The 26,839-nt window shown below is 60.2% G+C and carries 20 protein-coding genes and 1 riboswitch; of the genes, 12 read left to right on the top strand and 8 right to left on the bottom strand.

What is annotated here, in order from left to right; all coding sequences use genetic code 11:
- Positions 1 to 32 precede the first annotated feature (32 nt).
- A complete protein-coding gene (locus HXW87_RS27230) occupies positions 33 to 2,174 on the bottom strand; it encodes a methyl-accepting chemotaxis protein (RefSeq protein ID WP_239778098.1) in 2,142 nt (713 codons plus the stop codon).
- Positions 2,175 to 2,437: 263 nt separating this feature from the next.
- Here HXW87_RS27230 and HXW87_RS27225 point away from each other — a divergent pair, with 263 nt between their 5' ends.
- Positions 2,438 to 3,256: a M48 family metallopeptidase gene (locus HXW87_RS27225; protein ID WP_025109318.1), complete on the top strand. Its 819-nt coding sequence runs from the start codon at positions 2,438 to 2,440 to the stop codon at positions 3,254 to 3,256.
- Positions 3,257 to 3,445: 189 nt separating this feature from the next.
- Here HXW87_RS27225 and HXW87_RS27220 read toward each other — a convergent pair whose 3' ends face one another.
- The 3 genes from HXW87_RS27220 to HXW87_RS27210 form a co-directional block, all read right to left on the bottom strand.
- Positions 3,446 to 4,030 carry a TMEM165/GDT1 family protein gene (locus HXW87_RS27220; RefSeq protein WP_047296462.1) on the bottom strand — a complete coding sequence of 195 codons (585 nt, stop codon included), beginning with the start codon at positions 4,028 to 4,030 and terminating at the stop codon, positions 3,446 to 3,448.
- 75 nt (positions 4,031 to 4,105) lie between these two features.
- A riboswitch (yybP-ykoY riboswitch) is annotated at positions 4,106 to 4,242 on the bottom strand.
- Positions 4,243 to 4,282: 40 nt separating this feature from the next.
- A complete protein-coding gene (locus HXW87_RS27215; RefSeq protein WP_047296460.1) occupies positions 4,283 to 5,281 on the bottom strand; it encodes a class I SAM-dependent methyltransferase in 999 nt (332 codons plus the stop codon).
- 33 nt (positions 5,282 to 5,314) lie between these two features.
- Positions 5,315 to 6,280, bottom strand: coding sequence for a 2-hydroxyacid dehydrogenase (locus HXW87_RS27210; RefSeq protein WP_239778096.1), 966 nt, complete (start codon positions 6,278 to 6,280; stop codon positions 5,315 to 5,317).
- Between the two features lie 275 nt (positions 6,281 to 6,555).
- Between HXW87_RS27210 and HXW87_RS27205 the strand changes: the two genes are divergently transcribed.
- The gene (locus tag HXW87_RS27205; protein WP_047296457.1) at positions 6,556 to 7,185 is read left to right on the top strand and encodes a LysE family transporter; all 630 of its coding nucleotides are present in this window, start codon (positions 6,556 to 6,558) and stop codon (positions 7,183 to 7,185) included.
- Between the two features lie 94 nt (positions 7,186 to 7,279).
- On the opposite strand, the gene HXW87_RS27200 is transcribed toward HXW87_RS27205, so the two are convergent.
- Complete coding sequence (locus HXW87_RS27200) at positions 7,280 to 8,044, bottom strand: helix-turn-helix transcriptional regulator (RefSeq protein WP_095668340.1); 765 nt, start codon at positions 8,042 to 8,044, stop codon at positions 7,280 to 7,282.
- A gap of 100 nt (positions 8,045 to 8,144) precedes the next feature.
- Between HXW87_RS27200 and HXW87_RS27195 the strand changes: the two genes are divergently transcribed.
- The 5 genes from HXW87_RS27195 (at position 8,145) to HXW87_RS27175 (ending at position 17,716) form a co-directional block, all read left to right on the top strand.
- A complete protein-coding gene (locus HXW87_RS27195) occupies positions 8,145 to 9,329 on the top strand; it encodes an MFS transporter (RefSeq protein WP_239778095.1) in 1,185 nt (394 codons plus the stop codon).
- A 147-nt stretch (positions 9,330 to 9,476) separates the two neighbouring features.
- Complete coding sequence (locus HXW87_RS27190) at positions 9,477 to 11,159, top strand: fatty acid--CoA ligase (RefSeq protein ID WP_239778093.1); 1,683 nt, start codon at positions 9,477 to 9,479, stop codon at positions 11,157 to 11,159.
- Between the two features lie 338 nt (positions 11,160 to 11,497).
- Positions 11,498 to 13,387, top strand: a complete 1,890-nt coding sequence (locus HXW87_RS27185; protein WP_239778092.1) for a DUF1302 domain-containing protein — start codon at positions 11,498 to 11,500, stop codon at positions 13,385 to 13,387.
- Between the two features lie 28 nt (positions 13,388 to 13,415).
- On the top strand, positions 13,416 to 14,780 hold the full coding sequence (locus tag HXW87_RS27180) for a DUF1329 domain-containing protein (RefSeq protein ID WP_047296448.1): 1,365 nt from the start codon (positions 13,416 to 13,418) through the stop codon (positions 14,778 to 14,780).
- Positions 14,781 to 14,983: 203 nt separating this feature from the next.
- Complete coding sequence (locus HXW87_RS27175; RefSeq protein WP_239778090.1) at positions 14,984 to 17,716, top strand: LuxR C-terminal-related transcriptional regulator; 2,733 nt, start codon at positions 14,984 to 14,986, stop codon at positions 17,714 to 17,716.
- 95 nt (positions 17,717 to 17,811) lie between these two features.
- Here HXW87_RS27175 and HXW87_RS27170 read toward each other — a convergent pair whose 3' ends face one another.
- Complete coding sequence (locus HXW87_RS27170; RefSeq protein ID WP_239778088.1) at positions 17,812 to 19,881, bottom strand: reprolysin-like metallopeptidase; 2,070 nt, start codon at positions 19,879 to 19,881, stop codon at positions 17,812 to 17,814.
- 204 nt (positions 19,882 to 20,085) lie between these two features.
- Here HXW87_RS27170 and HXW87_RS27165 point away from each other — a divergent pair, with 204 nt between their 5' ends.
- Both HXW87_RS27165 and HXW87_RS27160 read left to right on the top strand, forming a co-directional pair.
- Positions 20,086 to 20,730, top strand: coding sequence for an MBL fold metallo-hydrolase (locus tag HXW87_RS27165; protein ID WP_239778087.1), 645 nt, complete (start codon positions 20,086 to 20,088; stop codon positions 20,728 to 20,730).
- Positions 20,731 to 20,844: 114 nt separating this feature from the next.
- Positions 20,845 to 21,579 (top strand): OmpA family protein, encoded by a 735-nt coding sequence (locus tag HXW87_RS27160; protein ID WP_007961595.1) that lies wholly within the window; start codon positions 20,845 to 20,847, stop codon positions 21,577 to 21,579.
- A 260-nt stretch (positions 21,580 to 21,839) separates the two neighbouring features.
- Here HXW87_RS27160 and HXW87_RS27155 read toward each other — a convergent pair whose 3' ends face one another.
- Positions 21,840 to 22,274, bottom strand: coding sequence for a DUF1043 family protein (locus HXW87_RS27155; RefSeq protein ID WP_121187138.1), 435 nt, complete (start codon positions 22,272 to 22,274; stop codon positions 21,840 to 21,842).
- 144 nt (positions 22,275 to 22,418) lie between these two features.
- Here HXW87_RS27155 and HXW87_RS27150 point away from each other — a divergent pair, with 144 nt between their 5' ends.
- From HXW87_RS27150 to zapE, 3 genes are all read left to right on the top strand, one after another.
- Positions 22,419 to 23,048, top strand: coding sequence for an alpha/beta fold hydrolase (locus HXW87_RS27150; RefSeq protein WP_121187824.1), 630 nt, complete (start codon positions 22,419 to 22,421; stop codon positions 23,046 to 23,048).
- 24 nt (positions 23,049 to 23,072) lie between these two features.
- On the top strand, positions 23,073 to 24,428 hold the full coding sequence (locus HXW87_RS27145; RefSeq protein WP_047296436.1) for a tryptophan--tRNA ligase: 1,356 nt from the start codon (positions 23,073 to 23,075) through the stop codon (positions 24,426 to 24,428).
- A 90-nt stretch (positions 24,429 to 24,518) separates the two neighbouring features.
- The gene (gene zapE, locus HXW87_RS27140) at positions 24,519 to 25,613 is read left to right on the top strand and encodes a cell division protein ZapE (RefSeq protein ID WP_041074841.1); all 1,095 of its coding nucleotides are present in this window, start codon (positions 24,519 to 24,521) and stop codon (positions 25,611 to 25,613) included.
- A gap of 139 nt (positions 25,614 to 25,752) precedes the next feature.
- On the opposite strand, the gene HXW87_RS27135 is transcribed toward zapE, so the two are convergent.
- Positions 25,753 to 26,649 (bottom strand): GlxA family transcriptional regulator, encoded by an 897-nt coding sequence (locus HXW87_RS27135; RefSeq protein ID WP_179295013.1) that lies wholly within the window; start codon positions 26,647 to 26,649, stop codon positions 25,753 to 25,755.
- Positions 26,650 to 26,839 lie beyond the last annotated feature (190 nt).

Here is a 26,839-nt window from a genome sequence, read left to right as displayed (position 1 = left end):
CTGCCGCAGGCTGCGATCTTTTGATCTTGCTGTTAAACCTTGAACTGATTGATCAACCGCCGCTGCTGCTCCGCCAGTTTGGTCAGGCCGGCACTCGCCGAACTCGACTCATCCGCACCGCCCGCCACCTCATTCGCTACCTGACCGATATTGATCACGTTGCGGTTGATGTCATCCGCCACGGCGCTTTGCTCTTCAGCGGCACTGGCGATCTGCGTGTTCATGTCATTGATCACCGACACCGCCTGAGTAATCGTCTCCAGCGCTTCAGCCGCTTTCGCCGCGTGCTGCACGCTTTCGTCGGTGCGGTTCTGGCTGTCCTCCATGACCCGCACCACGTCGCGGGTGCCCTGTTGCAGTTGCTGGATCATGCTCTGGATTTCTTCGGTGGCCTTCTGGGTCTTCTGCGCCAGATTGCGCACCTCGTCCGCCACCACGGCAAAGCCGCGCCCCTGTTCGCCGGCACGCGCCGCTTCGATCGCGGCGTTCAGTGCCAGCAGGTTGGTCTGCTCGGCGATCCCGCGTATGGCAGTCAGGATCGCGTTGATGTTTTCACTGTCCTTGGCCAGGGTTTGCACCACGCCCACGGCCTTGCCGATTTCCAGCGCCAGCGCACCAATCGAATTCGAGGTATCACGGACGATCTGCATGCCTTGGCCTGCGGCCTGATCCGCATGGCTGGCGGCTTGCGCCGCCTGGGTGGCGTTGCGCGCCACGTCTTGCGCAGTGGCGGTCATTTCCTGCACGGCCGTGGCGACCTGATCGATCTCGGCCATTTGTTTCTGAATGCCGATGTTGGTGCGAATGGCGATGTCGGCCGTGTGTTCGGAGGAATCGCTGACGCTCTGCACCGACGTCACCACCTGCGTGATCATCGCCTGCAATTTGGCGAGGAAGGTGTTGAAGCCTTTGGCAATCGAGCCGAGTTCATCGCTTCGATCACTGCTCAAGCGACGGGTCAGATCGCCTTCACCTTTGGCAATGTCGTCGAGCATGGCGACCATCTGCTTCAGGGGGCGGGCGATGCCGTGGCCCACCAGCCAGATCACCAGCAGGCCGATGCCGGCGATGATCAGACCGACCATGGCCATGCCGAAGGTATCGGATTTGCGCTGGGCCTCGAGATCGGCCTGAAGTTTCTGCAGATCGGCCATTACCGCGTTCAGCGGCAGCTGCAGCATCAGGGTCCAGCGCGCGTCGGTCTGGCCGATGCCGAATGGCAGGTACAACTCGATGCGGCCCTTGTCCTTGTTGACGGAGTAGGTGACTTCGCCGCGTTTGAGATTGGCCATGTTGGCAATCTGTTCGGCGTCGAGAATGTCGCTGACCTTTTCACCGAATTTGCTCGGGTCCTGGGTGTAGGCGACGATCCGCCCGTTGCCGCCGATCAGGGCCATTTGCCCGGCGCCGCTGTACAGCTTCTGGTTGGCGGCGAGAAGCATGTCCTGAATGAAGTTCACTGACAGGTCGGCGCCGACGATGCCCTGGAACGCGCCGTTGAGCATGATCGGTTCAATGAACGAGGCGAGCATGACGACTTTGTCGCCGACTTTGTACGGCGCCGGATCGATCACGCAGGGCTTTTTCGTCTCCTTGGAGCAGAGGTAGTACTCACTGGCGCGTACCCCGGTGGACAGGGTTTTCTGATCGTCGACATCGGCCAGTTTGTCCACGCCCAGACTGCCGTCGGTATTGCGGAACCACCACGGCAGGAAACGTCCATTGGCGGGATCGATACCGGTCACGGCGCTGCCGACGTAGGCCGCGTCATTGTGGTCCAGTGCGTTCTTTTCCCAGCCGATGTAGGTGCCGAGAATTTTCGGGTTCTGCTCGACGTTTTCCTTGATCAGGCTGATCAATTGCTCGCGGCTGATGTTCAGTCGCGGCTGGCCGTCGGCGCCCGGTGTGCCGAGCAGCGTGTTGACCCGCACCAGTCCGCCGGCGATCAGCAGCGGCGCTTCGAGTTCGCGCTGGATCTGGCTGACCTGGGTCTGCGCCAGCGAGGTCAGGCGCTGTTCGATGACTTGTTCGAATTGCGCCTGGGTGCGCTGTTGCACCATGTCTTGAGTGCGGGCGCCGGAAAACAGCGCGTACAGCACCAGCGCGGCGACCACGCTGAGGACGATGGCGCCGGCCAGGGCGGCGACGGAAAACTGGATCGACTTGAACTTCATGGGAGCTCCGCACGCGAGAGGACGTCTGCGCTGTTGTATCGGCAGCAGGCATGGCGCCATGAGCGTTGAGCGGAACAAAGGGCGGAGGATGTCGCAAATGGATCGGTGCGCGACGCAGCGGCAGCAGACTTGCCGGTTGCTGTGAATTTTTTACGACAACAGCGGTGGGAAACTTCCGAAAGACGCTGCAACACGTCTGTTGTATCTGGCGCCGATACAATTCACCCCCTAGGATACGCGGCAGGTTTTCAGGGAGCTTTTGAATGAACAAGACATTGGTTGTAAGTGCACTGAGCGCAGCGTTGTTGCTGGCCGGTTGTCAGTCGGTCAACACCACCAGCGGCGGAGCCGTGGGCGTGGAGCGCAAGCAGTACATGTTCAGCATGCTGTCCTCGCAAGAGGTCGACCAGATGTATGCCCAGTCCTATCAGAAGACCGTCGGCGAGGCGTCGAGCAAAGGCGTGCTGGACAAGACCAGCCCGGAGGCCAAGCGGGTTCAGGCAATTGCCAACCGGCTGATCGCTCAGGCGCCGAATTTCCGCCCGGATGCCGCGCAGTGGCAATGGGAAGTCAACCTGATCAAGAGCGATGAGCTCAACGCCAACTGCGGCCCTGGCGGCAAGATCATTTTCTACACCGGACTGATCGACAGCCTGAAGCTGACCGACGATGAAATCGCCGCAGTCATGGGCCACGAAATCGCCCACGCCCTGCGCGAGCACGGTCGTGAAGCGATGTCCAAGGCTTATGGGATCGAGATGGCCAAGCAGGGTGCCGGTGCACTGTTCGGTCTGGGCCAGGACAGCCTGGCGCTGGCCGACACCGTGGCCAACTACGGCATGACCTTGCCCAACAGCCGCGCCAATGAAAACGAAGCCGACCTGATCGGCCTCGAACTGGCCGCCCGCGCCGGCTACAACCCGAATGCCGCGATCACCTTGTGGAACAAGATGAGCAAGGCCTCGGAAGGCGCGCCGCCGGAATTCATGAGCACTCACCCGGCCTCGTCCAGCCGGATCGCTTCGTTGCAGGCGGCGATTCCGAAGGTAATGCCGTTGTACGAGAAAGCCCCGAAGTCCTGATAGGCATTCCGGGCAAGTCGAACCTGCTGCTGTAGTGAGGGGATTCATCCCCCGATGGGCTGCGAAGCAGCCCCAAAACCTATGACTGCGGTGTACCAGGTACACCGAGGTGGTCAGCTTTGGGGCGCTTCGCAGCCCATCGGGGATAAATCCCCTCACCACAGATTTTGTGGGGTTCAGTGGATAGGGTTAAACCCAGCCACTGCTCTGCATCGCCTTGTACACCGCAACAATCGCCAGAATGAAGAACGCCGAAGCCGCCAGGCGACGGATCAACGTCAGTGGCAATTTCTCCGCAGCAAAGTTACCCGCCAATACCACCGGCACGTTGGCAATCAGCATGCCTGCCGTGGTGCCGATAATCACCAGCCACAGCTCAGGGTATTGCGCCGCCAGCATCACAGTGGCGATCTGCGTCTTGTCACCGATTTCCGCGAGGAAGAACGCGATCAGCGTGGTCAGGAAGGGCCCGAACTTGCGCGCGGTGCTGGCTTCATCGTCATCCATCTTGTCCGGGACCAGCGTCCACAGTGCAGTGGCGGCGAAGCTCGCGGCAAGAATCCAGTGCAACACCGAGTCGGAGAAGAAGCTGCCGAACCAGGCGCCTACCGCACCGGCTGCTGCGTGGTTGGCCAGGGTCGCGGCGACGATACCGGCAATGATCGGCCAGGGTTTGCGAAAGCGAGCGGCGAGAATCAGCGCGAGCAGTTGCGTCTTGTCGCCGATTTCGGCCAAGGCAACGATTGCGGTGGGAACGAGTAACGAGTCCAGCATCAGGATTTTCCTAAGGGGCGGGTCGACACGGCTATGACACGTACAGCCTTCCCGCCCCGGGTAAGGTGTGCGTGTCATAGGTCTTGTCAAACCCTGCGATCCGTCTGGTGCGGACGCTGGGGTCGCATACGCCATGATCTGAGGATCAAGTATGTTGACGTATGCCGGACGAGCTTGGCGCTCGTGGGAGACTACTCCCCTAGGACGGAGCGGATTCTGCCTAGGCAGAATCCATTCGGCAAGTGCTAATTTTCAGCCGCGCTTGGCCCGGTAAATCCGGAAACCATTGCCTTCGGCCTTGATCGCGCACACGCCCAGATGCTCTTCGATCAATGGCTGATACTTCAGGAAGCTGTTCGCAACCAAGCGCAGTTCGCCGCCGTTTTTCAGATGTTTGGCTGCTTTTCGCAGCAAATTCTCAGTAGCGAAATAATCCGTATGCACCCCGACATGGAACGGCGGGTTGCTCAGAATCGCGTTCAAACCCATGGGTGCAGCATCGATGCCGTCACCGGTCAGCACTTCGGCTTCCAGACCGTTGGCCGCCAAAGTCAGACGACTGCTGGCGGCAGCGAAGGCATCGACGTCGAGCAGGGTCACCTGATTGTGCGGATAACGCCGTTTGACCGCCGCGCCCAAAACCCCGGCGCCACAACCGAAATCCAGCAGATGACCGCTCGGCAGTTTGTCCAGGTGTTCCAGCAGCAGGGCGCTGCCACGATCCAGCCGGCCATGACTGAATACACCGGGCAGGCTGATGACTTTAAGCGGGCCTTCGGCCAGTGGCAGCTCGTAAGTCTGCGCCAGGCTTTCCAGCGATTTGGCTTCCGGCGCATTGGCCACGGTCACTTGCCACAGTTGGCAATGGCGCGCGCTGTCGAGTTTGCGCGGCTTGCCGAACGGGTTGAGCTGCTTGGAAGCACCCTCGATTCCGCTGCGTTTTTCCCCGACCAGAAACACTTCGCGCCCGGGCAGACGTGCGGCCACCGCGTTGAGGATGTAGTCGGTCAGGTCCTTGGACTTGGGCAAAAACACCACCGCGCTGTCGAACGCGCGCTCCGGCACGTTTACGCCGAAATGGCTGCGGCCTTCGAAACGAGCATCAAGTGCGGCTTGATCGCCGGCGTGCCAGCACCAGCCGAACGCATTCGGCAAACGCCCGAGCAAATCGTCGGCGGGCAAACCGGCCAGTAACAGCGAACCCTGGAATAACTCGGCCTGACGAAGCAGTACTTCACTGCGCGGATCCATAACTGCTCCTTGGAAAAAAAGTGCCGCAGTTTATCAACTGACGACCCGCAGCGCTGTACCGCTGAAGAACGCCTGGGCGTTTTCGGTCAATTGGCCAACGATACGCTGCCGTGCTTCGCGACTGCCCCAGGCGTTGTGCGGAGTGACGATCAGCCGTGGAATATCGCCCGCCAGCAGCGGGTTGCCGTTGACCGGCGGTTCGACACTGAGCACATCGGTCGCCGCACCGCCGAGGTGACCGTTGCGCAGGGCATCGGCCAAGGCTTGCTCGTCGATCAAACCACCGCGAGCGGTGTTGACCACAAAGGCACCGGGTTTCATCGCCGCCAGCTCGCGGGCGCCGATGACGTGTCGGGTGTGTTCATTAAGCGGGCAGTGCAACGTCAGGGCGTCGATCTGCGGCAGCAGTTCGTCCAGGGGCAGACGATCCGGGCGTGCCGGGCGGCCGGGAATCTGCCCGAGCAATACGCGCATGCCGAACGCTTCCGCCAGCCTTGCGACCGCGCCGCCGAGCTCGCCATGACCGAGCAGACCGAGGGTTTTGCCCTCCAGTTCGACGATCGGGTAGTCCAGCAGGCAGAACTGTCTGGCTTGCTGCCAGCGACCGTCGCCAACGGCTTTTTGATAATCGGTCAGGCGGGTGGCGAGGTTGAGCAGCAACATGATCGTGTGTTGCGCCACCGACGGCGTGCCGTAACCCTGACAGTTGCACACGGTAATGCCGTGGGCGCGGGCCGCGTCCAGATCGACGTTGTTGGTGCCGGTGGCGGTGATCAGGATCAGTTGCAGATCTGGATTCGCGGCCATCGCGGCGGCGTCGATGCGGATCTTGTTGGTGATCGCCACGCAGGCACCGTGCAGGCGCTCGGCGACTTGTTCCGGTGCGGTCTGGGCGAACAGTTGCAGGTCGCTGAAGCAGGTGCGCAAGGGGCTGAGGTCAAGATCGCCGAGATCCAGAGACGGGTGATCGAGGAATACGGCGCGGCGCGGGTTCGTCATCAACTGTACCTTTTGTGCTTGGAACGGAAGGCGTAATCTGCCGAGCCTACCAGATGAAACAATTGGTTACTCAGCCAGAGGCAGGCGCCTTCCCTGTGGCGAGGGAGCTTGCTCCCGCTGGGCTGCGAAGCAGACCCAGACCCATTCACCGTACTGTGTCAGGCACACCGGTGTTTCAGGTTACGGCTGCTGCGCAGCCGAGCGGGAGCAAGCTCCCTCGCCACAGGGTTTGAGCCAGCTGATGAATTGTTTTTACTCATTAAAGAGGAGCCCCCATGTACTGGACCGAGTTCTTGACCGTTGCCCTGATCCACCTGCTGGCCGTGGCCAGCCCCGGACCGGACTTTGCCGTGGTGGTGCGCGAGAGCGTGACCCATGGTCGTCGCGCCGGCACCTGGACCGCGCTGGGTGTGGGCACGGCGATTTTCCTGCATGTGGGGTATTCGCTGCTGGGCATCGGCCTGATCGTGTCGCAGTCGATCGTGTTGTTCAACGCCTTGAAGTGGGCCGCGGCCGCTTACCTGCTGTACATCGGTTTCAAAGCCTTGCGCGCGCAGCCGACGAAAACCGTTACCGATGACCTGCACAAGGAAGCTGGCGTGCGTACCGCGCGCGGCGCCTTCACTTCGGGCTTCGTCACCAATGGCCTGAACCCGAAAGCCACGCTGTTTTTTCTCTCACTGTTCACCGTGGTGATCAACCCGCACACCCCGCTGGCAGTGCAGGCCGGGTACGGGGTTTACCTGGCGGTGGCGACTGCGACCTGGTTCTGTCTGGTGGCGATGCTGTTCAGCCAGCAACGCGTACGCGCCGGTTTCGCCCGCATGGGCCACTGGTTCGACCGCACCATGGGTGCGGTACTGATCGCGATCGGCGTGAAACTGGCGTTCACCGAGATGCATTGATCAACACTCACTGTAGGAGCTGCCGCAGGCTGCGATCTTTTGATCTTCTAAAAGCAGAATCAAAAGATCGCAGCCTCGTTTCACTCGACAGCTCCTACACGAGTTCGCTCAGCTTGCTCAGGGTTTGCAGATAATCCCGAGGATTCTCCCCGAGCAAACGGCGAAACATCGCGCTGAACGCCCGCGCGCTGCCGTACCCCAGGTCCCGCGCCACGCGCTGCACGCTGTCCCCGGCTAGCAGGCGCGGCAGCGCTTCCATCAGGCGCAGTTGCTGGCGCCAGGCGTTGAAACTCATCTTCAATTGTCGCTGGAACAGCCGCGCCAGAGTGCGTGAGCTGGCGCCGACCTGTTGCGCCCAGTCTTCCAGGGTGTTGGGGTGATCCGGGGTGTCCAGCAACGCCAGACAGATGTTCTGCAGGCGTCGGTCGGTGGGCATTGGAATGTGCAGCGGCAGGTTTTCCAGGCTGGCGAGCTCTTCCAGCATCAACTGCTGGATCAGCGGATTGTCCGCGTGCGGCGGGCCTTGTACGGCGCGCAGGATCAGCTCGCGCAGTAACGGCGTCACCGCCAGCACGCAGCACTGTTGCAGGCTGGCCGGTGACAGCTCGGGGGCAATGAACAGCGAGCGCATCTGCACATCGCCGGACATGAAGATTTCGTGCGCGACTTGCGGTGGAATCCATACCGCGCGGCTTGGCGGAATCACCCAGGCACCGAGGGCGGTGACCACCCGCATGATCCCTCTGACGGCATACAGCAACTGCGCCTCGCGGTGCAGGTGCAGCGGCTGGTGCGCGCCGTCCAGATAATCCCGGGGATAGGCACTCACCGGGCCGTGTTCGAAGTGGCTGATCAACATGTCGGATTCGATGACCTGGTTGGCAGGTATGCGCTTTTTCGCCAACTTAGCATAAAGCCGCTGACAACCATTCGCCCATAACAAACTAAAGCGTGCCGCCATGAACCAATCCCGAAACGTGATCCGCTACGTCAATGCTGCCCATGTGATCGATCACATGTTCATGCTGATTTTCCCCGCCGCCGTGCTCGGCATGACCCAGGCCTTTGGTCTCGATTACGCCGCGCTGATCGGTCTGTCCCTGGGTGGGTTCATTGCCTTTGGCGCCTGCTCGTTACCCGCCGGCTGGCTGGGCGATCACTGGAGCCGGCGGCAGATGATGCTGGTGTTTTTCTTCGGCATCGGCGCCTCGGCAATCTTCACCGGGCTGAGCACCAGCCCGACGATGCTGGTGATCGGGTTGACCTTGATCGGAATTTTCGCCGCGATCTACCACCCTGTGGGCACCGCGATGCTGGTGGCCTACGCGCAGAATCGCGGGCGGGAGATCGGCATCAATGGCATGTGGGGCAACCTCGGCGTGGCGTTCTCGGCGCTGGTCACCGGTTTGCTGGTGGCGCAGTTCGGCTGGCGTTCGGCCTTTGTGTTACCGGGCGTGGTGGCGATCATGCTGGGAATCGGCTTTGCCGTGCAGGTGCGCGAAGAGCCGATCCCGCAGCGTCCGCACACCGCACTGAAGGGCGCTGCCGGGCAGCGGATTTCGATGTTCATGGTGTTTGGTGTGCTGGCACTGGCGACGGCCACCGGCGGTGTGGTGTTCAACGCCACCACCATGACCTACCCGAAGCTGTTTCAGGAACGTCTGCATGACTTGTTCGCCTCGCCGCAAACCCTCGGCGTGGTGGTCAGCCTGGCGTATGCCTTTGGTGCAGTGGCGCAGTTGAGCATCGGCCAGGTGTTGCACCGAGTCAGCCTGAAATGGCCGTTTATTGTGTTGACGCTGTTTCAGGCGCCGCTGTTGTACGCCATGGCGTATGTCGATGGCTGGGCAGTGATCGTGCTCGGTGCGGCGTTCATGTTCGTGGTGTTCGGTCAGGTCACGGTGAACGACTCGATGGTCGCCAATTTTGTCGCGCCGCAGTGGCAGTCACGGGTCTTCGCCCTGCGTTACTGCCTGTCGTTCGGCGCCAGTGCGACGGCGATTCCGCTGATTGCCTATGTCGAGCCGCGTCATGGTTTCGCAGGGCTTTACTTGATTCTGGCGGGTTTCGGCGCATTGACCTTCCTTGCTGCGCTGGTTTTCCCACGGACGCCTTCCGAAGCGGCTGTAGGGCAAACGGCCTGATCGGCGCTGAAATACCGGCAAATGCTGGCGCAAAGCTAGCATTTGTACGGCTGTGCAAATCATTCCTTCGGCTGATTTGGCTGGGGTATAACGGCTCTAGAGTAATGCTCTCTACGCCAACACCGTGCAGCCAGAAAAGGGATTCATATGTTGCAGACTCGCGTCATTCCCCCGGCCGATGGGGCCTACCAGTATCCATTGCTGATCAAGCGGTTGCTGATGTCCGGCGCCCGTTACGAGAAAACCCGCGAGATCATCTACCGTGACCAGTTGCGTTACAGCTATCCGACCCTGATCGAGCGGGTTGCGCGGCTGGCCAACGTGTTGACGGCGGCCGGGGTGAAGGCGGGGGACACCGTGGCGGTGATGGACTGGGACAGCCATCGCTACCTGGAATGCATGTTCGCCATCCCGATGATCGGCGCGGTGATTCACACCATCAACGTACGGCTGTCGCCGGAGCAGATCCTCTACACCATGAACCATGCCGAGGACCGCTTCGTGCTGGTCAACAGCGAGTTCGTCGGACTGTATCAGGCCATCGCGCCGCACCTGACCACGGTGGAGAAAACCCTGCTGCTGACCGATCTGCCGGAAAAGACCGCCGAGCTGCCGAATCTGGTCGGCGAGTACGAGCAACTGCTGGCCGCCGCCAGTGCGCACTACGGCTTTCAGGATTTCGACGAGAACTCCGTCGCCACCACGTTCTACACCACCGGTACTACCGGCAATCCGAAGGGCGTGTACTTCACCCATCGGCAACTGGTGCTGCACACCATGGGCGTGTCGACGATCATGGGCGCGATCGACAGCGTGCGCCTGCTCGGCACCAACGACGTGTACATGCCGATCACGCCGATGTTCCATGTGCATGCCTGGGGTTTGCCGTACGTGGCGACGATGCTCGGGCTCAAGCAGGTTTATCCGGGGCGTTACGACCCGGAGTTCCTGGTCGAGCTGTGGCGCAAGGAGAAGGTCACGTTCTCCCACTGCGTGCCGACCATCCTGCAAATGCTGCTCAACGCCAAAGGCGCGCAGGGCACCGATTTCGGCGGCTGGAAAATCGTCATCGGCGGCAGTGCGCTCAATCGCACGCTGTATGAAACCGCCAAGGCCCGGGGCATTCAGTTGACGGCGGCGTACGGCATGTCGGAGACCGGGCCGCTGGTCTCTTGTGCGCACCTCAACGATGAATTGATGGCCGGCACCGAAGATGAGCGCACCACTTACCGGATCAAGGCTGGTGTGCCCGGGCCGCTGGTGGAAGCGGCGATCGTCGACGCCGAGGGCAACTTTCTCCCCGCCGATGGCGAAACCCAGGGCGAGCTGGTGCTACGCGCGCCGTGGCTGACCGAAGGCTATTTCAACGAGCCGCAGAAAGGCGCCGAACTGTGGGCCGGCGGGTGGCTGCACACCGGCGATGTGGCAACGCTCGACAGCATGGGCGTGATCGACATCCGTGACCGTATCAAGGACGTGATCAAGACCGGCGGCGAGTGGATCTCTTCGCTGGACCTTGAAGACCTGATCAGCCGTCATGTGGCGGTACGTGAAGTAGCAGTGGTGGGCATCGCCGATCCGCAGTGGGGCGAACGGCCGTTTGCGCTGCTGGTGATCCGCGAAGGGCACGAGATCGGCGCGCGCGAGCTCAAGGAACACCTCAAGCCGTTCGTGGAATTGGGGCACTTGAGCAAGTGGGCGATTCCGAGCCAGATCGCCCTTGTTACGGAAATTCCCAAGACCAGTGTCGGCAAGCTCGACAAGAAGCGCATTCGCCTCGACATCACCGAATGGCAGGCCAACAACAGCACCTTCCTCTCGACACTTTGAGTGTCTGCTGGCGCGCCGAAAACGGCGCGCCAGACCCACCAAGCAAGCGCTTGGCTTGTTAAATCGAAAAAATCAGCCATCCTTGCCGGGCCGACATCTGTCGGACTGGCGAAAGGACTGTTCCAGAGTGGCCGGCAGCTGCAAATCACACTTTAGAGGGATCAAGCGATACCCGCCTGCTGGCTATAGTCCGCTCAAGGATTTTTAAGAACGGGGCACACGCACGACACGGGGCGATGCAACTTTGGAGTGACGTCGGGCGGCTACTGGCTCCCGGTCTTCCAGGCGTTTTTAAAAGTACTCAATGCCATAACAATAATGCACATGGAGTAGCGTCGATGACATCAGTAAACCAGTTCTGGCGCCGGGCTAAACTGCCTCTGGCCGTCAGTCTTGCCTCTACGCTCGCCGGGCCCGCATTCGGCGTCAGTTTCAACGTCGGTGAAATCGAAGGTCAGTTCGACTCTTCGCTCTCCCTGGGCATGAGTATTTCGACTCAGCAGCCGAACAAGGACCTTATTGGTGTCAACAACGGCGGCAAGGGCCTGTTCCAGACCTCCGACAACGGCCACCTGAACTTCAAGAGCGGGCAAGCCTTCTCGAAGATCTTCAAAGGCATCCATGATCTCGAATTGAAATACGGCGACACCGGGGTCTTCGTCCGGGGCAAATACTGGTACGACTTCGCGCTGCAGAACCAGGACCTGGAATACAAGGACGTCAGCAACCACAACCGCGATGTGGCGGCGCGTTCTTCCGGCGGGCAGATCCTCGACGCCTTCGTTTACCACAACTACTCGATTGCCGATGAGCCAGGTTCGGTGCGCCTGGGCAAGCAGGTAGTGAACTGGGGCGAAAGTACCTTCATCGGCGGTGGCATCAACTCGATCAACCCGATCGACGTGTCCGCGTTTCGTCGTCCGGGTGCCGAGATCAAGGAAGGTCTGATCCCGGTCAACATGTTCTATGTGTCGCAGAACCTCACCGAAAACCTTTCGGCCGAAGGTTTCTATCAGATCGACTGGCAGAAGACCGTCACCGACAACTGCGGCACGTTCTTCTCGCAGCCGGACATCGTCACTACCGGTTGCGACGACAACCTGCGGGTATTGAACAAGCGCTCGACCATCCCGGCCATCGCGCTCGGCCCGTTGGCAGGCGCGGGTGTCGACGTCAACGAAGAGGGTGTGCTGGTGCGCCGTTCGCCTAATCGCAATGCGCGTGACAGCGGACAGTGGGGCGTTTCCGCCAAGTACATGTTCGACCCACTGGCCACCGAGTTCGGTGCCTACTTCATGAACTATCACAGCCGCGCGCCGATCTTCAGCGCCACCGGCGCGCCACAGTCGATCTATAACGGCGTGGCGGCATTGCCGGGGCCATTCCGGGCGCTGGGGCCACTGGTGGTCGCGGGCAACTCGGAATACTTCATCGAATACCCTGAAGACATTCGCCTCTACGGTCTGAGCTTCTCCACCACCCTGCCTACCGGTACGGCGTGGAGCGGTGAGGTCAGCTACCGGCCGAATGCGCCGGTACAGTTGAACTCCACCGACATCCTGTTCGCCGGCGTGCGTCCGCTGGGTGGTGCGTTGAGCAATGCATCGGTCCTCAACGGCGTGCCGGGCCAGGACCTGCACGGTTACAACCGCAAAGAGATCACCCAACTGCAAACCACCCTGACGCACTTCTTCGATCAGGTGATGGGCGCCAACCGCCTGACCCTGGTGGGTGAGGTCGGCGTGACCCACGTCGGTGGCCTGGAGAGCAGATCCGAAGCCCGCTACGGCCGCGACCCGGTGTTCGGCCCGGGTGAGTTGCCTGCCACTGGCGGTCTGAACACCTGCTCGCAGATCCTCAACACCTCGACCATCAACGGTGCCGGTCCGGGGGCGTCGCGCGATAACGTGTCCAGCAACTGCAACAACGACGGTTTCACCACCTCGACCTCGTGGGGCTATCGCGCTCGTGCGATCTGGGATTACAGCGACGTGTTCGCCGGTGTGAACCTCAAGCCGAACGTGGCCTGGTCGCATGACGTGAAAGGCTACTCGCCAGGCCCTGGCGGCAACTTCGAGGAAGGTCGCAAGGCGATCAGCCTCGGTCTGGATGCCGAATACCAGAACACCTACACGGCGAGCCTGGCCTACACCAACTTCTTTGGCGGCGACTACACGACCGTGGACGATCGTGACTTCGTTGCCCTCAGTGTTGGCGTGAACTTCTAAGCACAGTTTTTTCAGGACGAACACACATATGAAAATAACAAAGAGTCTGTTCCAAGCCGGTGTTCTGGGGCTGTCGCTGCTCGCGACCAGCGTCATGGCGGCCGTTCCCGCCGCCGAAGCCGACAAACTGGGCAAGAGCCTGACGCCGATGGGCGCTGAAATGGCCGGTAACGCCGACGGTTCGATTCCGGCCTGGAAACCGCTGCCGAAAAATGCCGGTACCGTCGACAGCAAGGGTTTCCTGTCCGACCCGTTCGGCAGTGAAAAACCGCTGTTCACCATCACCGCGCAGAACGTCGAGCAGTACAAGGCCAAGCTTGCTCCGGGCCAGTACGCAATGTTCAAGCGCTACCCGGATACCTTCAAGATGCCGGTGTACCCGTCCCATCGCGGCTCGACCGTGCCGGATGACGTGTTTGCCGCGATCAAGAAGAACGCCACCACCACCAATCTGGTTGCCGGCGGTAACGGTCTGGAAAACTTCGACACTGCCGTGCCGTTCCCGATTCCGAAAAGCGGTCTGGAGGTGATCTGGAACCACATCACCCGCTATCGCGGTGGCAGCGTGACCCGTCTGGTCACCCAGGCCACGCCGCAAACCAACGGCTCGTTCAGCCTGGTGTATTTCCAGGACCAGTTCGTGTTCCGCGACAAGATGAAGGATTACGATCCGGCCAACCCGGGCAACATCCTGTTCTACTTCAAGCAGAAAGTGACCGCGCCGGCACGTCTGGCCGGTACCGTGCTGCTGGTGCACGAAACCCTCGACCAGGTGAAGGAACCGCGCAAGGCCTGGGTTTACGCCACTGGCCAGCGCCGTGTACGTCAGGCACCGCAAGTGTCCTATGACGGTCCGGGTACTGCCGCGGATGGTCTGCGCACTTCCGACAACCTCGACATGTACAACGGTGCGCCGGATCGCTACGACTGGGCGCTGGAAGGCAAGAAAGAGATGTACATCGCCTCCAACAGCTACAAGATCGACTCGCCGACCCTCAAGTACGCCGACATCATCAAGGCCGGTCACATCAATCAGGATCTGACCCGTTACGAGCTGCGTCGGGTCTGGCACGTGGTCGCTACCCTGAAACCGGGTCAGCGCCACATCTATGCCAAACGTGACTTCTACATCGACGAAGACACCTGGCAGGCAGCGGTCATCGACCATTACGACGGTCGCGGTCAGCTGTGGCGTGTGGCCGAGGCGCATGCCGAGGATTACTACGACAAGCAAGTGCCGTGGTACGCGCTGGAAGCCCTGTACGACCTGCAATCGGGCCGTTACCTGGCACTGGGCATGAAGAACGAAGAGAAATCAGCGTATGACTTCGGCTTCTCTGCCACCAAGAGCGAATTCCAGCCGGGCAACCTGGGCCAGGACGGTATCCGCTAAGCTTTGACCCGAGGCCGCATCCTCGAAAAAACGCCCCGACTGGTTCGGGGCGTTTTTTTTCGTCGCGATTTTGTGCACGAGCGCCTGCTGGCTCGTAGTCTTTTTGTAGCCATTTGTAGCAATAACCTTCAAACCCTCTACGTTTACCGCTAGTCTGCGGACATCTGCTACGCCGCCAACAGCCATTCAAACAAGAGCCGGCCATGACTGATCTGTCCCCGCTTCCGGATCCTGCAAGCGCTGCCGTCGCGACACTGGACGGGCGTTTTTTTCGCCCGCCACTGCCCGACGGATACGTTTTGCGACCGCGTCTGTGTGAGCGCCTGAGTGCGGGGCTTGCGGGGCGCCTGTTGCTGGTCTGTGCGCCGGCAGGTTTCGGCAAAAGCTCGCTGGCGGTGGAGTTCTGTCAGAGCCTGCCGGCGCACTGGCGAAGCCTCTGGTTGGGCCTGAGCCCGCGGGATAACGATCCGGGACGTTTTCTCGAGCGTTTGCTGGAAGGGTTGCAGGACTACTTTCCGAACCTGGGCAGTCGCGCGCTGGGCCTGTTGAAGATGCGCCAGCGCCATCAACCGTTTGCCTTCGAAGAATGGCTCGACGGCTTGCTCGATGAGCTGGCGCTGCAACTGCAGCCAACGGCGCCACTGTTGCTGGTGCTCGATGATTACCATCTCGCCCAAGGCCCGGTGCTCGACCGCTGCCTGCAGTTTTTCCTCAATCACTTGCCCGATGGCTTGCTGGTCATGGTCACCAGTCGGCAGCGCCCGGACTGGCATCTGGCGCGCCTGCGCCTGTCGCGGCAACTGCTGGAACTGCACGAGCAGGATCTGCGACTGACCCATGACGAAGCACTGACCCTGCTTGATCGTCACAGCAGTTCATTGCGCGGTGAAGCCCTGGAAAACTTGATCCAGCGCAGCGAAGGCTGGGTGGCCGGGCTGCGTTTCTGGTTGTTGGCGGCATCTGAAGCCGGCAGTGAGGCCGCGTTACCGCAAGCGCTGAACGGCGGGGAGGGGCTGATTCGCGACTATCTGCTGGAGGAAGTCATCGATTGCCTGCCCGCCGAGGTCCAGGCATTTCTCTACGACACCGCGCCTCAGGAACGCTTTTGCAGCGAACTGTGCGACGCGGTGCGTGAAGCCCACGACAGCGCCGAAATCCTGCGGTTTCTGCTGGCGCATCAGGTGTTCCTGGTGCCGCTGGACGAGCACGGTCACTGGTATCGCTATCACCATCTGTTTTCCGATCTGCTGCGCAGCCGGCCCGTGACCCAGACGCTGGTGCCGGCGGCGACCCTGCATCTGCGCGCCTGCCGCTGGTTCAATGCTCAAGGGCTGCTCGACGAAGCGGTGGAGCAGGCCTTGCGCGCCGGCCATCTGGATGTGGCGGCGAACCTGGTGCAGAACCTGTCCGAGGAACAACTGCTCGCCGAGCAGAATATCGGCATGCTGCTGCGCTGGAAGATGGACTTGCCCGACAGCCTGTTGATCAGTACACCCCGCTTGATCGTTCTGTACAGCTGGGCGCTGGGGCTGGCCTGTCAGCTGGATGCCGCTGAAGAGCTGGCCAGTCATTTGAGTCGCTTCCTGCCCGCGCCTTCGGCCTCTGCGCAGAAGTCGATGCTTGCACAATGGCTGGCGCTCAGCGGGATCATCGCTCGTGGGCGTGGTCATCGTGAATTGACTCAACGCTATTGCAGCGAAGCGCTGGAAAGCCTGCCGGTAAAACGTTACGGGCAACGTCTGATGTGCCTGTCGACCTTGTCCAATCTGGCGATCGCCGACGGCGACCTGTGGCGCGCCCGGGGCCTGAATCGCGAATCCCTCGAACTGGCGCAGCGGGTCGGCAATCCGTTGTTCGAAGCCTTGGCGCATTACGACCGGGCGCGGGTACTGCAGTCGCGAGGGGAAATACTGCGCGCGCTGGATGAGGTGCATCAGGGCCTGGAACGGTTGCGTGGACTGTCCCCGCAACGTCTGTATGCGGTGCGTGCGCGGCTGACGCTGTACGAAGGTTTTCTGTTGTCCATGCGCCTGCAACCCCAGCAGGCCCGGGCTCGATTGCTGAGCGGTCTGGCCGAAGCGCGGGCCTGCCGCGATATCAGTGTGTTGATCGGCCACTGCGTGATCGCTCGTCTGGACGGCAGCTTAGGCGAGTTTGCCAGGGCCTTTGCCGAACTCGCCGAAGTCGAGCGCCTGATGCATATCTGGGATGTGCCGCCGATCTACTACCTGGCGATGATCACCCTGGTCAAATGCGAACTGTGGCTGGTGCAGGGCCGTACCGATCTGGCCGAGGCCTGGCTGGCGCATCTTGGTCAGACCTATACCGGCGAGCGTGCAGCGGCGCCACCGGAATTTCATCCTCAATTGCCATTGCATGTCGAACTGCAGCAAGCGCTGCTCGATGTGATTCAAGGGCAGCCGATGCTCGCCGAAGGACGGTTGAATGTGCTGTTGGAAAGCGGTCAGCAAACCGGTCGACAGTTGCTGTGTGTGATGGCGCTGGCGCAGAAGGTCGCCTTGTTGCTGGGCACTGGCCGCGAACCGGAAGCACGCAAAGTATTGAGTCAGGCGCTGGAAGCGGCGGCGGGTGGCGTGATACAGCCGTTTGACGCACTGATCCGAGAATATCCGGACTGGTTGCGCAGCCAATTGCATGCTTCGCCGGCATTGGCAGGACAACCGTTACTGGCGCATTTTCCGCTGGTGGCGACTCGGCCAGTGGTCGAGTCCACCGCAGCCGAACAACTCAGCAGCCGGGAGCTGGCGGTACTGCGTTTGATTGCCCAAGGCTGTTCCAATCAGGAAATCAGCGAGCAACTGTTCATTTCACTGCACACCGTGAAAACCCATGCGAGCCATATCAACAGCAAGCTGGGGGTCGAGCGGCGTACGCAGGCGGTGGCGCGGGCCAAGGCATTGGGTGTGTTGACCTAGCCCACTGACTTGGATAGCCCCAACAAAAACGCCCCGAATTATCGGGGCGTTTTTGTTGGGGATCGCGACCTGCGACCAGGTCGGTTACGGTTGTATCAGGCCACCAGATCGTTGGCGCTGAAACTGTTTACACCCACCAGTTGGATCTCGAAGTCCGCACCGGCGTTGCCGCTGACGTTACCGGACAGCACGTGGTCGACGAAGCGCAGTTGGCCTGCGCCGGTGAAATCGCCCGCACCAATAAAGGTGAAGCCGTTGAAGCCAGCAGTCAGCAAGTTGGCATCAAACTTCGTCAGGTCGATCTTGTCGCCTTGCGCGCTGTTGAAGTCAGTGATGACGTCGCGCAGATTGCCAGTACCGGTTTCGTTCCAGGCGTTGAACACGAAGGTGTCAGCACCTGAACCACCCGTCAACGTATCGGTGCCCAGACCGCCGATGAGAAAGTCATTGCCGGCTCCGCCGTTGAGCAGGTTGTTGCCGTCGTTGCCTGTCAATGCGTTGTTCAGGGCGTTGCCGGTACCGTTGAGGTTGCTGCTGCCTGTCAGTTCGAGATTTTCCAGGTTGTCACCCAGAGTCCAGTTCACCGACGACCGTACGGTATCTATTTCACTGGCCAGAGTGCTGGTTTCGATGACCGTGTCGCCGGCGTTGTCGACGATGTAGGTGTCGTTGCCCAGACCGCCGATCATGGTATCGGCGCCCAGGCCGCCATCGAGGGTGTTGTTGCCATCGTTGCCGGTCATGCGGTTGTTCAGCTCGTTGCCGGTACCGTTGAGGTTGCTGCTGCCTGTCAGTTCGAGATTTTCCAGGTTGTCACCCAGAGTCCAGTTCACCGACGACCGTACGGTCTCTATTTCACTGGCCAGAGTGCTGGATTCGATGACCGTGTCGCCGGCGTGGTCGACGATGTAGGTGTCGTTGCCCAGCCCGCCGATCATGGTATCGGCGCCCAGGCCGCCATCGAGGGTGTTGTTGCCATCGTTGCCGGTCATGCGGTTGTTCAGCTCGTTGCCGGTCCCGTTGAGGTTGGCAGTGCCGGTGAGCAGCACGTTCTCGACATTGGCGCCGAGGGTGTAGTCGATGGAGGCGAAGACCCGGTCGATTTCGGTCAGCGAGGTGCCGGTCTCGACAACCACGTCACCGATGTTGTCAACGTAGTAGGTGTCGTTGCCGGCGCCACCGATCATGGTATCGGCGCCGGCCATACCGTTGAGGGTATTATTCAGATCGTTGCCGGTCAGCTTGTCGTTGAAAGCCGAGCCAATGGCGTTCTCGATCTTGGCACCAATCGCGATCCCGAGTCCGTCATTGATCAAAGTGTTGGTGTTGAGGTCGGTGAAGGCTTTGCCGATCTGACTGTAGGCGCCCTCATTCAAATTGATGTTGACGGCTGCGAGCTGGTTGCTGCCATCAATGGTGTCATTGCCACCTGCATCCCAGATCGTCTCGAAGACGGACTGGTTGGCATCCCATTTGTAAACGTTGTCGCCGGTTTGCCAAAGCATGTTGGCGCCATACAGGCTTTGCATCGCAATGATGTCCAGCACCATTGGCGTCGTTGGCTGATAGGAGTAGTTGCTGTTGTAGCTCATCACGGTGAAGTGAACGTCATCAAACGACGGATCGAGCAATTGTTTGTTGGCTGCACTTGTATCGAAAGGATGCTTGAGGCCCAGGGCATGTCCGATTTCATGCACAAACGTCAGGTAGTCGTAGGTGCCCTTGACCGGATTCGGATCATCGGTAGCCATCCCGACCCATACATCGCCCGCAGCAGGCAGGTTGTCAGGAAAGTAAGCCCAAGCCGCCGTTTTGTTGTCCATCAATCGATAGCCGCCGAAGCGCAGATCACCCACAGTGCCCAGGTTATCGCTGGTGAGGGTGAAATTGATGTTGGCAACGGCGCTCCACGCCCCCAGGGCTCCGATAATCGAAGTCTTCTGCGCGGTCGTCAGTTCATACAGTGCGTTGTATTCATTCTTAGGGCTGTAATTGGTGGCGAAATACGAAGTCCCCGGAGCCATGAAGCTATAGCTGAGGTTAGTCGCCCCGAAAGGATTCCAGTCGGATCCGAGCCAGAATTTACCGGCGATAAGGCTGTCGACGAGCGCGTTGCCAGTCAGTGAAGCGGGAAACGTAAAGGAGTACGTCAAGGGCGTAGGCATGCGTGGATTTCCTGAGTGCGCTGCGGCCCTTCCTGAATGCGACCGCTACAAAAAATGCGATTTTGCACCAGAAACAATACATTTGACATCATTGAGCCATCATTTTTCGGATTGGTGGCGTCAAATAACTGACCGGGCGATCTGTATCGGCATGTGCAGTAGAATTCTGAAATAAGCCTCACGACCGTTCGTCCAGGATTTTTCATGACTGCTCTCAGCTCTACACTCATCCGCGAAACCTTCCCCGTCGGCCCGCTCCAGTGCAACTGCACGATCATCGGCGACCCGCTCACTAAAAAAGCCATCGTCGTCGACCCGGGCGGCAATCCTGACCTGATCATGGCGCGCCTTGATGCCCACGGTCTGAAAGTGGTCAGCATCATTCATACCCACGCCCACCTCGATCACTTCCTCGCTTCCGGGCTGATGAAAGAGAAAACCGGCGCAACCTTGCATCTGCACAAGGACGATCAGTTCCTATGGGACAACCTCGAGATGCAATGCCAGATGTTTGGTGTGCCGTACACCCCGGTACCGTCGCCGGATCGCTGGTTGAGCGACGATGAAGAACTGGCCTGTGGCTGCGGTGTCGCGCTGCATACGCCGGGACATACGCCCGGTTCCATGAGCTTTTGGTTTTCCGAGGCTAAGCTGTTGATTGCCGGCGACACGCTGTTTCGTCGCGGGGTAGGGCGCACGGATTTGTGGGGCGGCGATCAGGCGACCATCGTGCGATCGATCAAGCAGCGGCTGTACACGCTCGACGAAGACGCCATCGTGGTTGCCGGGCATGGTCCGGACACGCGTCTCGGAGATGAAATGCGCGAAAACCCGTTCGTGCGCGCCTAAACATTTTGTCACGAGTATGCGGCGGAATTTTTCGGCATTGTCATGATCCAACGCCCGCACAGGTCTATTGCCTAGGGCCGCTGCCACACAAAATGCAAAAACCAGGAGCACTTCATGTTCACCACGCCTCGTTTGATTATTGTTGCTACCGCTGTGGCCATGTTGGCCGGTTGCGCCTCGCCCAACCCGTATGACAATCAGGGGCAGGCCGACGGTGGCTCGCAAGGCATGAGCAAAACTGCCAAGTACGGTGGACTCGGCGCTCTGGCCGGTGCCCTGGCAGGTGCCGCCATCGACCACAACAACCGTGGCAAGGGCGCCTTGATCGGCGCGGCGGTGGTCGGTGCTTCGGCCGCCGGTTACGGTTACTACGCCGACCAGCAAGAGAAAAAGCTGCGCGCCAGCATGGCCAATACCGGGGTTGAAGTGCAGCGCCAAGGCGATCAGATCAAACTGATCATGCCGGGCAACATCACCTTCGCCACCGATTCGGCGAACATCGCCCCGAGCTTCTATCAGCCTCTGAACAATCTGGCCAACTCCCTGAAGGAGTTCAACCAGAACCAGATCGAAATCGTCGGCTACACCGACAGCACCGGCAGTCGCCAGCACAACATGGATTTGTCCCAGCGTCGTGCACAGAGCGTGGCAACTTACCTGACCTCGCAAGGTGTCAGCGGTGCCAACCTGTCGGCCCGTGGCGCCGGCCCGGATAACCCGATTGCCAGCAACGGCGACGTCAATGGTCGCGCGCAGAACCGCCGCGTCGAGGTCAACCTGAAGGCGATTCCGGGTCAGCAGTATGGTGGTCAGCAGCAACAGCCGGGTACGGTTCAGCAATATCCGTAACTGAATGCTTGAGTGATGAAATGCCCGGTCTTGTGACCGGGCATTTTTTGCCTGAACGCAGTCGCCCTGTAGGAGTTGCGGCACGCTGCGATCTTTTGATCTTCAGCTCTCAACAGCACGATCAAAAGATCGCAGCCTCGTTTCACTCGACAGCTCCTGCAGGGTTGCTGGGCCTGTGCAGCACCACAAACTCCATAGGCACAAAAAAGCCCCCGGACAAGCGAAATGTCCGGGGGCTTTTTGTTGGGCGCGAAACCCGATTACTTCTTCAGACCGTAATGCTCATCGAGCATGCCCGGTGAGTTCGGGGCTTTTGGCGCGTAATCACGCGGCGGCTCCTGATCGCGCGGTGGCGTCAGACGTTCGCGCGGTGCCTGGGTGGCATCGGCGTGCAAAGCGGCGATCAGGCGTTGACGGGTCTGCTCGTCCAGGGCCAGACGGTTGGCGCCCTCGGCGAGATGATCCTGCACTTCCTGATAGCTCTGGGTCAGCTTCTTGACCAGCATCGCGGTGCTGTTGAAGTGGGTGACCACCTCGTTTTGATAGCTGTCGAAACGCTCCTGGATATCATCCAGTTGACGCTGCGTGCGGCTCGGCGCGGCATTCGGTGCGACGCGAGCGATCAGGAATCCAATGGCGACACCCACAACCAGGGCAAGAGTCGGTAACAACCAAACTAAGAGCGAGTGTTCCACGAGTCCTTCCTCTATAAACGGCTTTGCTTTACGTTAACGGCTCGAACCTGCGCTGTATACCGCGATTCACTCGCAATAGATTGGCACAGACAATTTGCTAGACGAGTCGACCCGATTCGAGGTCACGGAGTTCCTTCCTTGCTGATGCGTGAAACCCCTGTAGTCATTGCCGGCCCAGTCGGCCAAATCGAAGCGCTGTACCTCGATAACGAGCAGCCAGTCGGCATCGCGCTGATCTGCCATCCGAACCCGGTGCAGGGCGGCACCATGCTCAACAAGGTCGTCTCGACCCTGCAGCGCACTGCGCGCGACGCCGGGCTGATTACATTGCGCTTCAACTATCGCGGCGTCGGTGCCAGCGAAGGCTCCCACGACATGGGCAGCGGTGAAGTCGACGACGCCCAGGCCGCTGCCGCCTGGCTGCGGGAAAAGCATCCGGATCTGCCGCTGACCCTGTTCGGTTTCTCCTTCGGCGGATTTGTTGCAGCAAGTCTCGGCGGTCGTCTCGAAGCGCAAGGCGTACAGCTCAAGCAGCTGTTCATGGTCGCGCCGGCGGTGATGCGTCTGGGCGATCAGGATCAACTGCCACAGCACGCCGAGCTGACCGTGATCCAGCCGGAAACCGACGAAGTGATCGATCCGCAGCTGGTCTATGACTGGTCGGAACAACTCCAGCGCCCCCATGAGCTGCTGAAAGTGGCAGAATGCGGACACTTTTTTCATGGCAAGCTGACCGATCTCAAGGATCTGATCCTGCCGCGTCTCTCGAATTGATTGCAGTCTGACAAGCGATTACCCATGACGAACCGTACCCGTATCCTCACCGGCATCACCACCACCGGCACGCCGCACCTGGGCAACTACGCCGGCGCCATCCGCCCGGCGATCCTCGCCAGCCGCGACAGCAATGCCGATTCGTTCTATTTCCTGGCCGACTACCACGCCCTGATCAAATGCGATGACCCGCTGCGCATCCAGCGCTCGCGTCTGGAAATCGCCGCGACCTGGCTGGCCGGTGGCCTGGATGTCGACCGTGTGACCTTCTATCGCCAGTCCGACATTCCGGAAATTCCCGAGCTGACCTGGCTGCTGACCTGCGTCGCCGCCAAGGGTCTGCTCAACCGTGCGCACGCCTATAAGGCCTCGGTGGACAAGAACGTCGAGAGCGGTGAAGACCCGGATGCCGGCATCACCATGGGCCTCTACAGCTACCCGGTGCTGATGGCGGCGGACATTCTGATGTTCAACGCGCACAAGGTCCCGGTCGGTCGTGACCAGATCCAGCACGTGGAAATGGCCCGCGACATCGGCCAGCGCTTCAACCACTTGTTCGGCCAGGGCAAAGAGTTTTTCACCATGCCTGAAGCGCTGATCGAGGAGAGCGTGGCGACGTTGCCAGGCCTCGACGGGCGCAAGATGTCGAAGAGCTACGACAACACCATCCCGCTGTTCTCCAGCGCCAAAGAGATGAAGGACGCGATCTCGCGGATCGTCACCGACTCCAAAGCGCCGGGCGAAGCCAAGGATCCGGACAACTCGCACCTGTTCACCCTGTTCCAGGCGTTCGCCACACCGGCGCAGGCTGACGAATTTCGCAGCGAACTGCTCGGCGGTCTGGGTTGGGGCGAGGCGAAGAACCGTCTGTTCCAGTTGCTCGACAATGAACTGGGCGAGTCCCGCGAACGCTATCACCAACTGATCGAGCGCCCGGCGGATCTGGAAGACATCCTGCAACACGGTGCGAAAAAGGCCCGTGCGGTGGCAACGCCGTTCCTCAACGAACTGCGTGAAGCGGTTGGCTTGCGTTCGTTCGTCAATCAGGTGCAAGTCGCGGCGACCACCAAGAAGAAAGCCGTGAAAGCTGCACGTTTCGTCAGTTTCCGTGAAGACGACGGCAGCTTCCGTTTCCGTCTGCTGGCGGCCGATGGCGAGCAACTGCTGCTGTCGCGCAACTTCGCCGACGGCAAAACCGCCGGCCAGGTGACCAAGCAACTGCAAACCGGTCAGGCGCTGGACATCCGCAATCAAGACCTGAGCTTCAGCGTATGGCTGGAAGGCGAGTGCGTGGGTGACAGCCCGGCGTTCGCCGATGCTGCTGCGCGGGACGCGGCCATCGAAGCTTTGCGTGTAGCGCTGACCCCGGTTCAGGACTAAACAACGGCGCGGCCCGACCAAGGGCTGATTGCCATTCCCACGGGCCGTCGCTACAGTGACGGCCCGTTTTTGTTGCCTTGCTAACGAATTATGACGCCCCTAGAACGATACCAAGCTGATCTGAAACGCCCGGACTTCTTCCATGACGCCGCGCAGGAAACTGCTGTGCGTCATCTGCAGCGCCTGTACGACGATCTGATCGCGGCCGAGCAGAACAAGCCGGGCTTGCTGGGCAAACTGTTTGGCAAGAAGGATCAGACGCCGGTCAAAGGCCTGTACTTCTGGGGTGGCGTGGGGCGCGGCAAGACTTATCTGGTCGACACCTTCTTTGAAGCGCTGCCGTTCAAGGAAAAGACCCGCACCCACTTCCACCGCTTCATGAAGCGCGTGCACGAAGAGATGAAAACCCTCGGCGGCGAGAAAAACCCGCTGACCATCATCGCCAAGCGCTTTGCGACCGAGTCACGAGTGATCTGCTTCGATGAATTCTTCGTCTCGGACATCACCGACGCGATGATCCTCGGCACGCTGATGGAAGAGCTGTTCAAGAACGGCGTGACCCTGGTCGCGACCTCGAACATCGTTCCGGACGGCCTGTACAAGGATGGCCTGCAACGTGCGCGCTTCCTGCCGGCCATTGCGCTGATCAAGCAGAACACCGAAATCGTCAACGTCGACAGCGGCGTCGACTATCGTCTGCGCCACCTCGAACAAGCGGAGCTGTTCCACTATCCGCTGGACGAAGCGGCCCACGAAAGCCTGCGCAAGAGCTTCAAGGCATTGACGCCGGAATGCACCGCAGCGGTCGAGAATGATGTGCTGATCATCGAGAACCGCGAAATCCGTGCCCTGCGCACCTGCGACGACGTGGCCTGGTTCGACTTCCGCGAACTGTGCGACGGCCCGCGTAGCCAGAACGACTACATCGAACTGGGCAAGATCTTCCACGCCGTGCTGCTCAGCGGCGTCGAGCAGATGAGTGTCACCACCGACGACATCGCCCGGCGCTTCATCAACATGGTCGACGAGTTCTACGACCGTAACGTCAAGCTGATCATTTCTGCCGAAGTCGAGCTGAAAGACTTGTACACCGGCGGACGCCTGACGTTCGAATTCCAGCGTACGCTGAGTCGTCTGCTGGAGATGCAATCGCACGAATTCTTGTCGCGGGCGCACAAGCCTTAAACAGATTCGGTGCATAAAAAAGGGCCTGCATTTGCAGGCCCTTTTTTATGCACTGAAGATCAAAAGATCGCAGGCTTCGCCAGCTCCTACAGGTGTACGCCATTCTGTAGGAGCTGCCGCAGGCTGCGATCTTTTGCTTTTAGGCAGCCTGCTGAAACTGCTGCCGATACTGGTTCGGCGACAGCTCGGTGTGCTGGCGGAACAGCCGCGCAAAGAAGCTCGCATCGTCGTAGCCGACCTCATAACTGATGGTCTTGATGCTCTTGCGGCTGCCCGACAACAGACCTTTGGCAGTCTCGATGCGCAGGCGTTGCAAGTAGTGCAGCGGCTTGTCGCCAGTCGCAGTCTGAAAGCGGCGCATGAAATTACGGATGCTCATGCCGTGCTCGCGGGCCACGTCTTCGAAGCGGAACTTGTCGGCGAAATGCTCTTCGAGCCAGTGCTGGATCTGCAGGATGATCACGTCCTGGTGCAGCTTCTGTCCGCCGAAACCGATACGTCCCGGCGAATAACTGCGCTGTACTTCATACAGAATGTCGCGGGCCACGGCTTGCGCCACGTTGGCGCCGCAAAAGCGTTCAATCAGGTAGATATAGAGATCGCAGGCCGAAGTGGTGCCCCCGGCGCAATACAGATTGTCGGCGTCGGTCAGGTGCTTGTCCTGATTGAGGTACACCTTGGGGAAGCGCTCGGCGAAGGCATTGAAGAAGCGCCAGTAAGTGGTCGCTTCCTTGCCGTTGAGCAGACCGGCCTCGGCCAGCCAGAACACCCCGGTGGCTTCGCCGCAGAGCACGGCGCCGCGGGCGTGCTGCTCGCGCAGCCACGGCAGGATTTGTGGATAACGGCCGCACAGGGTGTCGAAATCGTCCCAGAACGCCGGGAGGATGATGACGTCGGCGTTTTCCAGGCCGCCGTCCACCGGCATCATCACGTCACTGAAGCTGTTCACCGGTTTGCCGTCGGGGCTGACCAGGCGGGTTTCAAACGCCGGTGTCAGGCCGTGGCCCAGTTGTTTGCCGTAACGCAGGCTGGCCAGATGGAAAAAGTCCTTGGCCTGCATGAGAGTGGATGCGAAAACCCGGTCGATTGCCAGGATGCTGACGCGCCGCAAGGGCGTGGAGACTTGCTTGGACATAATTCAACTTTTGTTTTGTTTTTATAAGGGAAAGTGGTCACCAGACGGCTGGATCGTCTTATTTTTTGTCGGATGTGTCCAGTGTCCTGTG

This window comes from Pseudomonas sp. Y5-11 (assembly GCF_022368695.1).
Lineage (GTDB): Bacteria > Pseudomonadota > Gammaproteobacteria > Pseudomonadales > Pseudomonadaceae > Aquipseudomonas > Aquipseudomonas parakoreensis.
The sequence above is the reverse complement of the archived record's forward strand: the minus strand, read 5'-3'. Positions and strand labels throughout refer to the sequence as shown.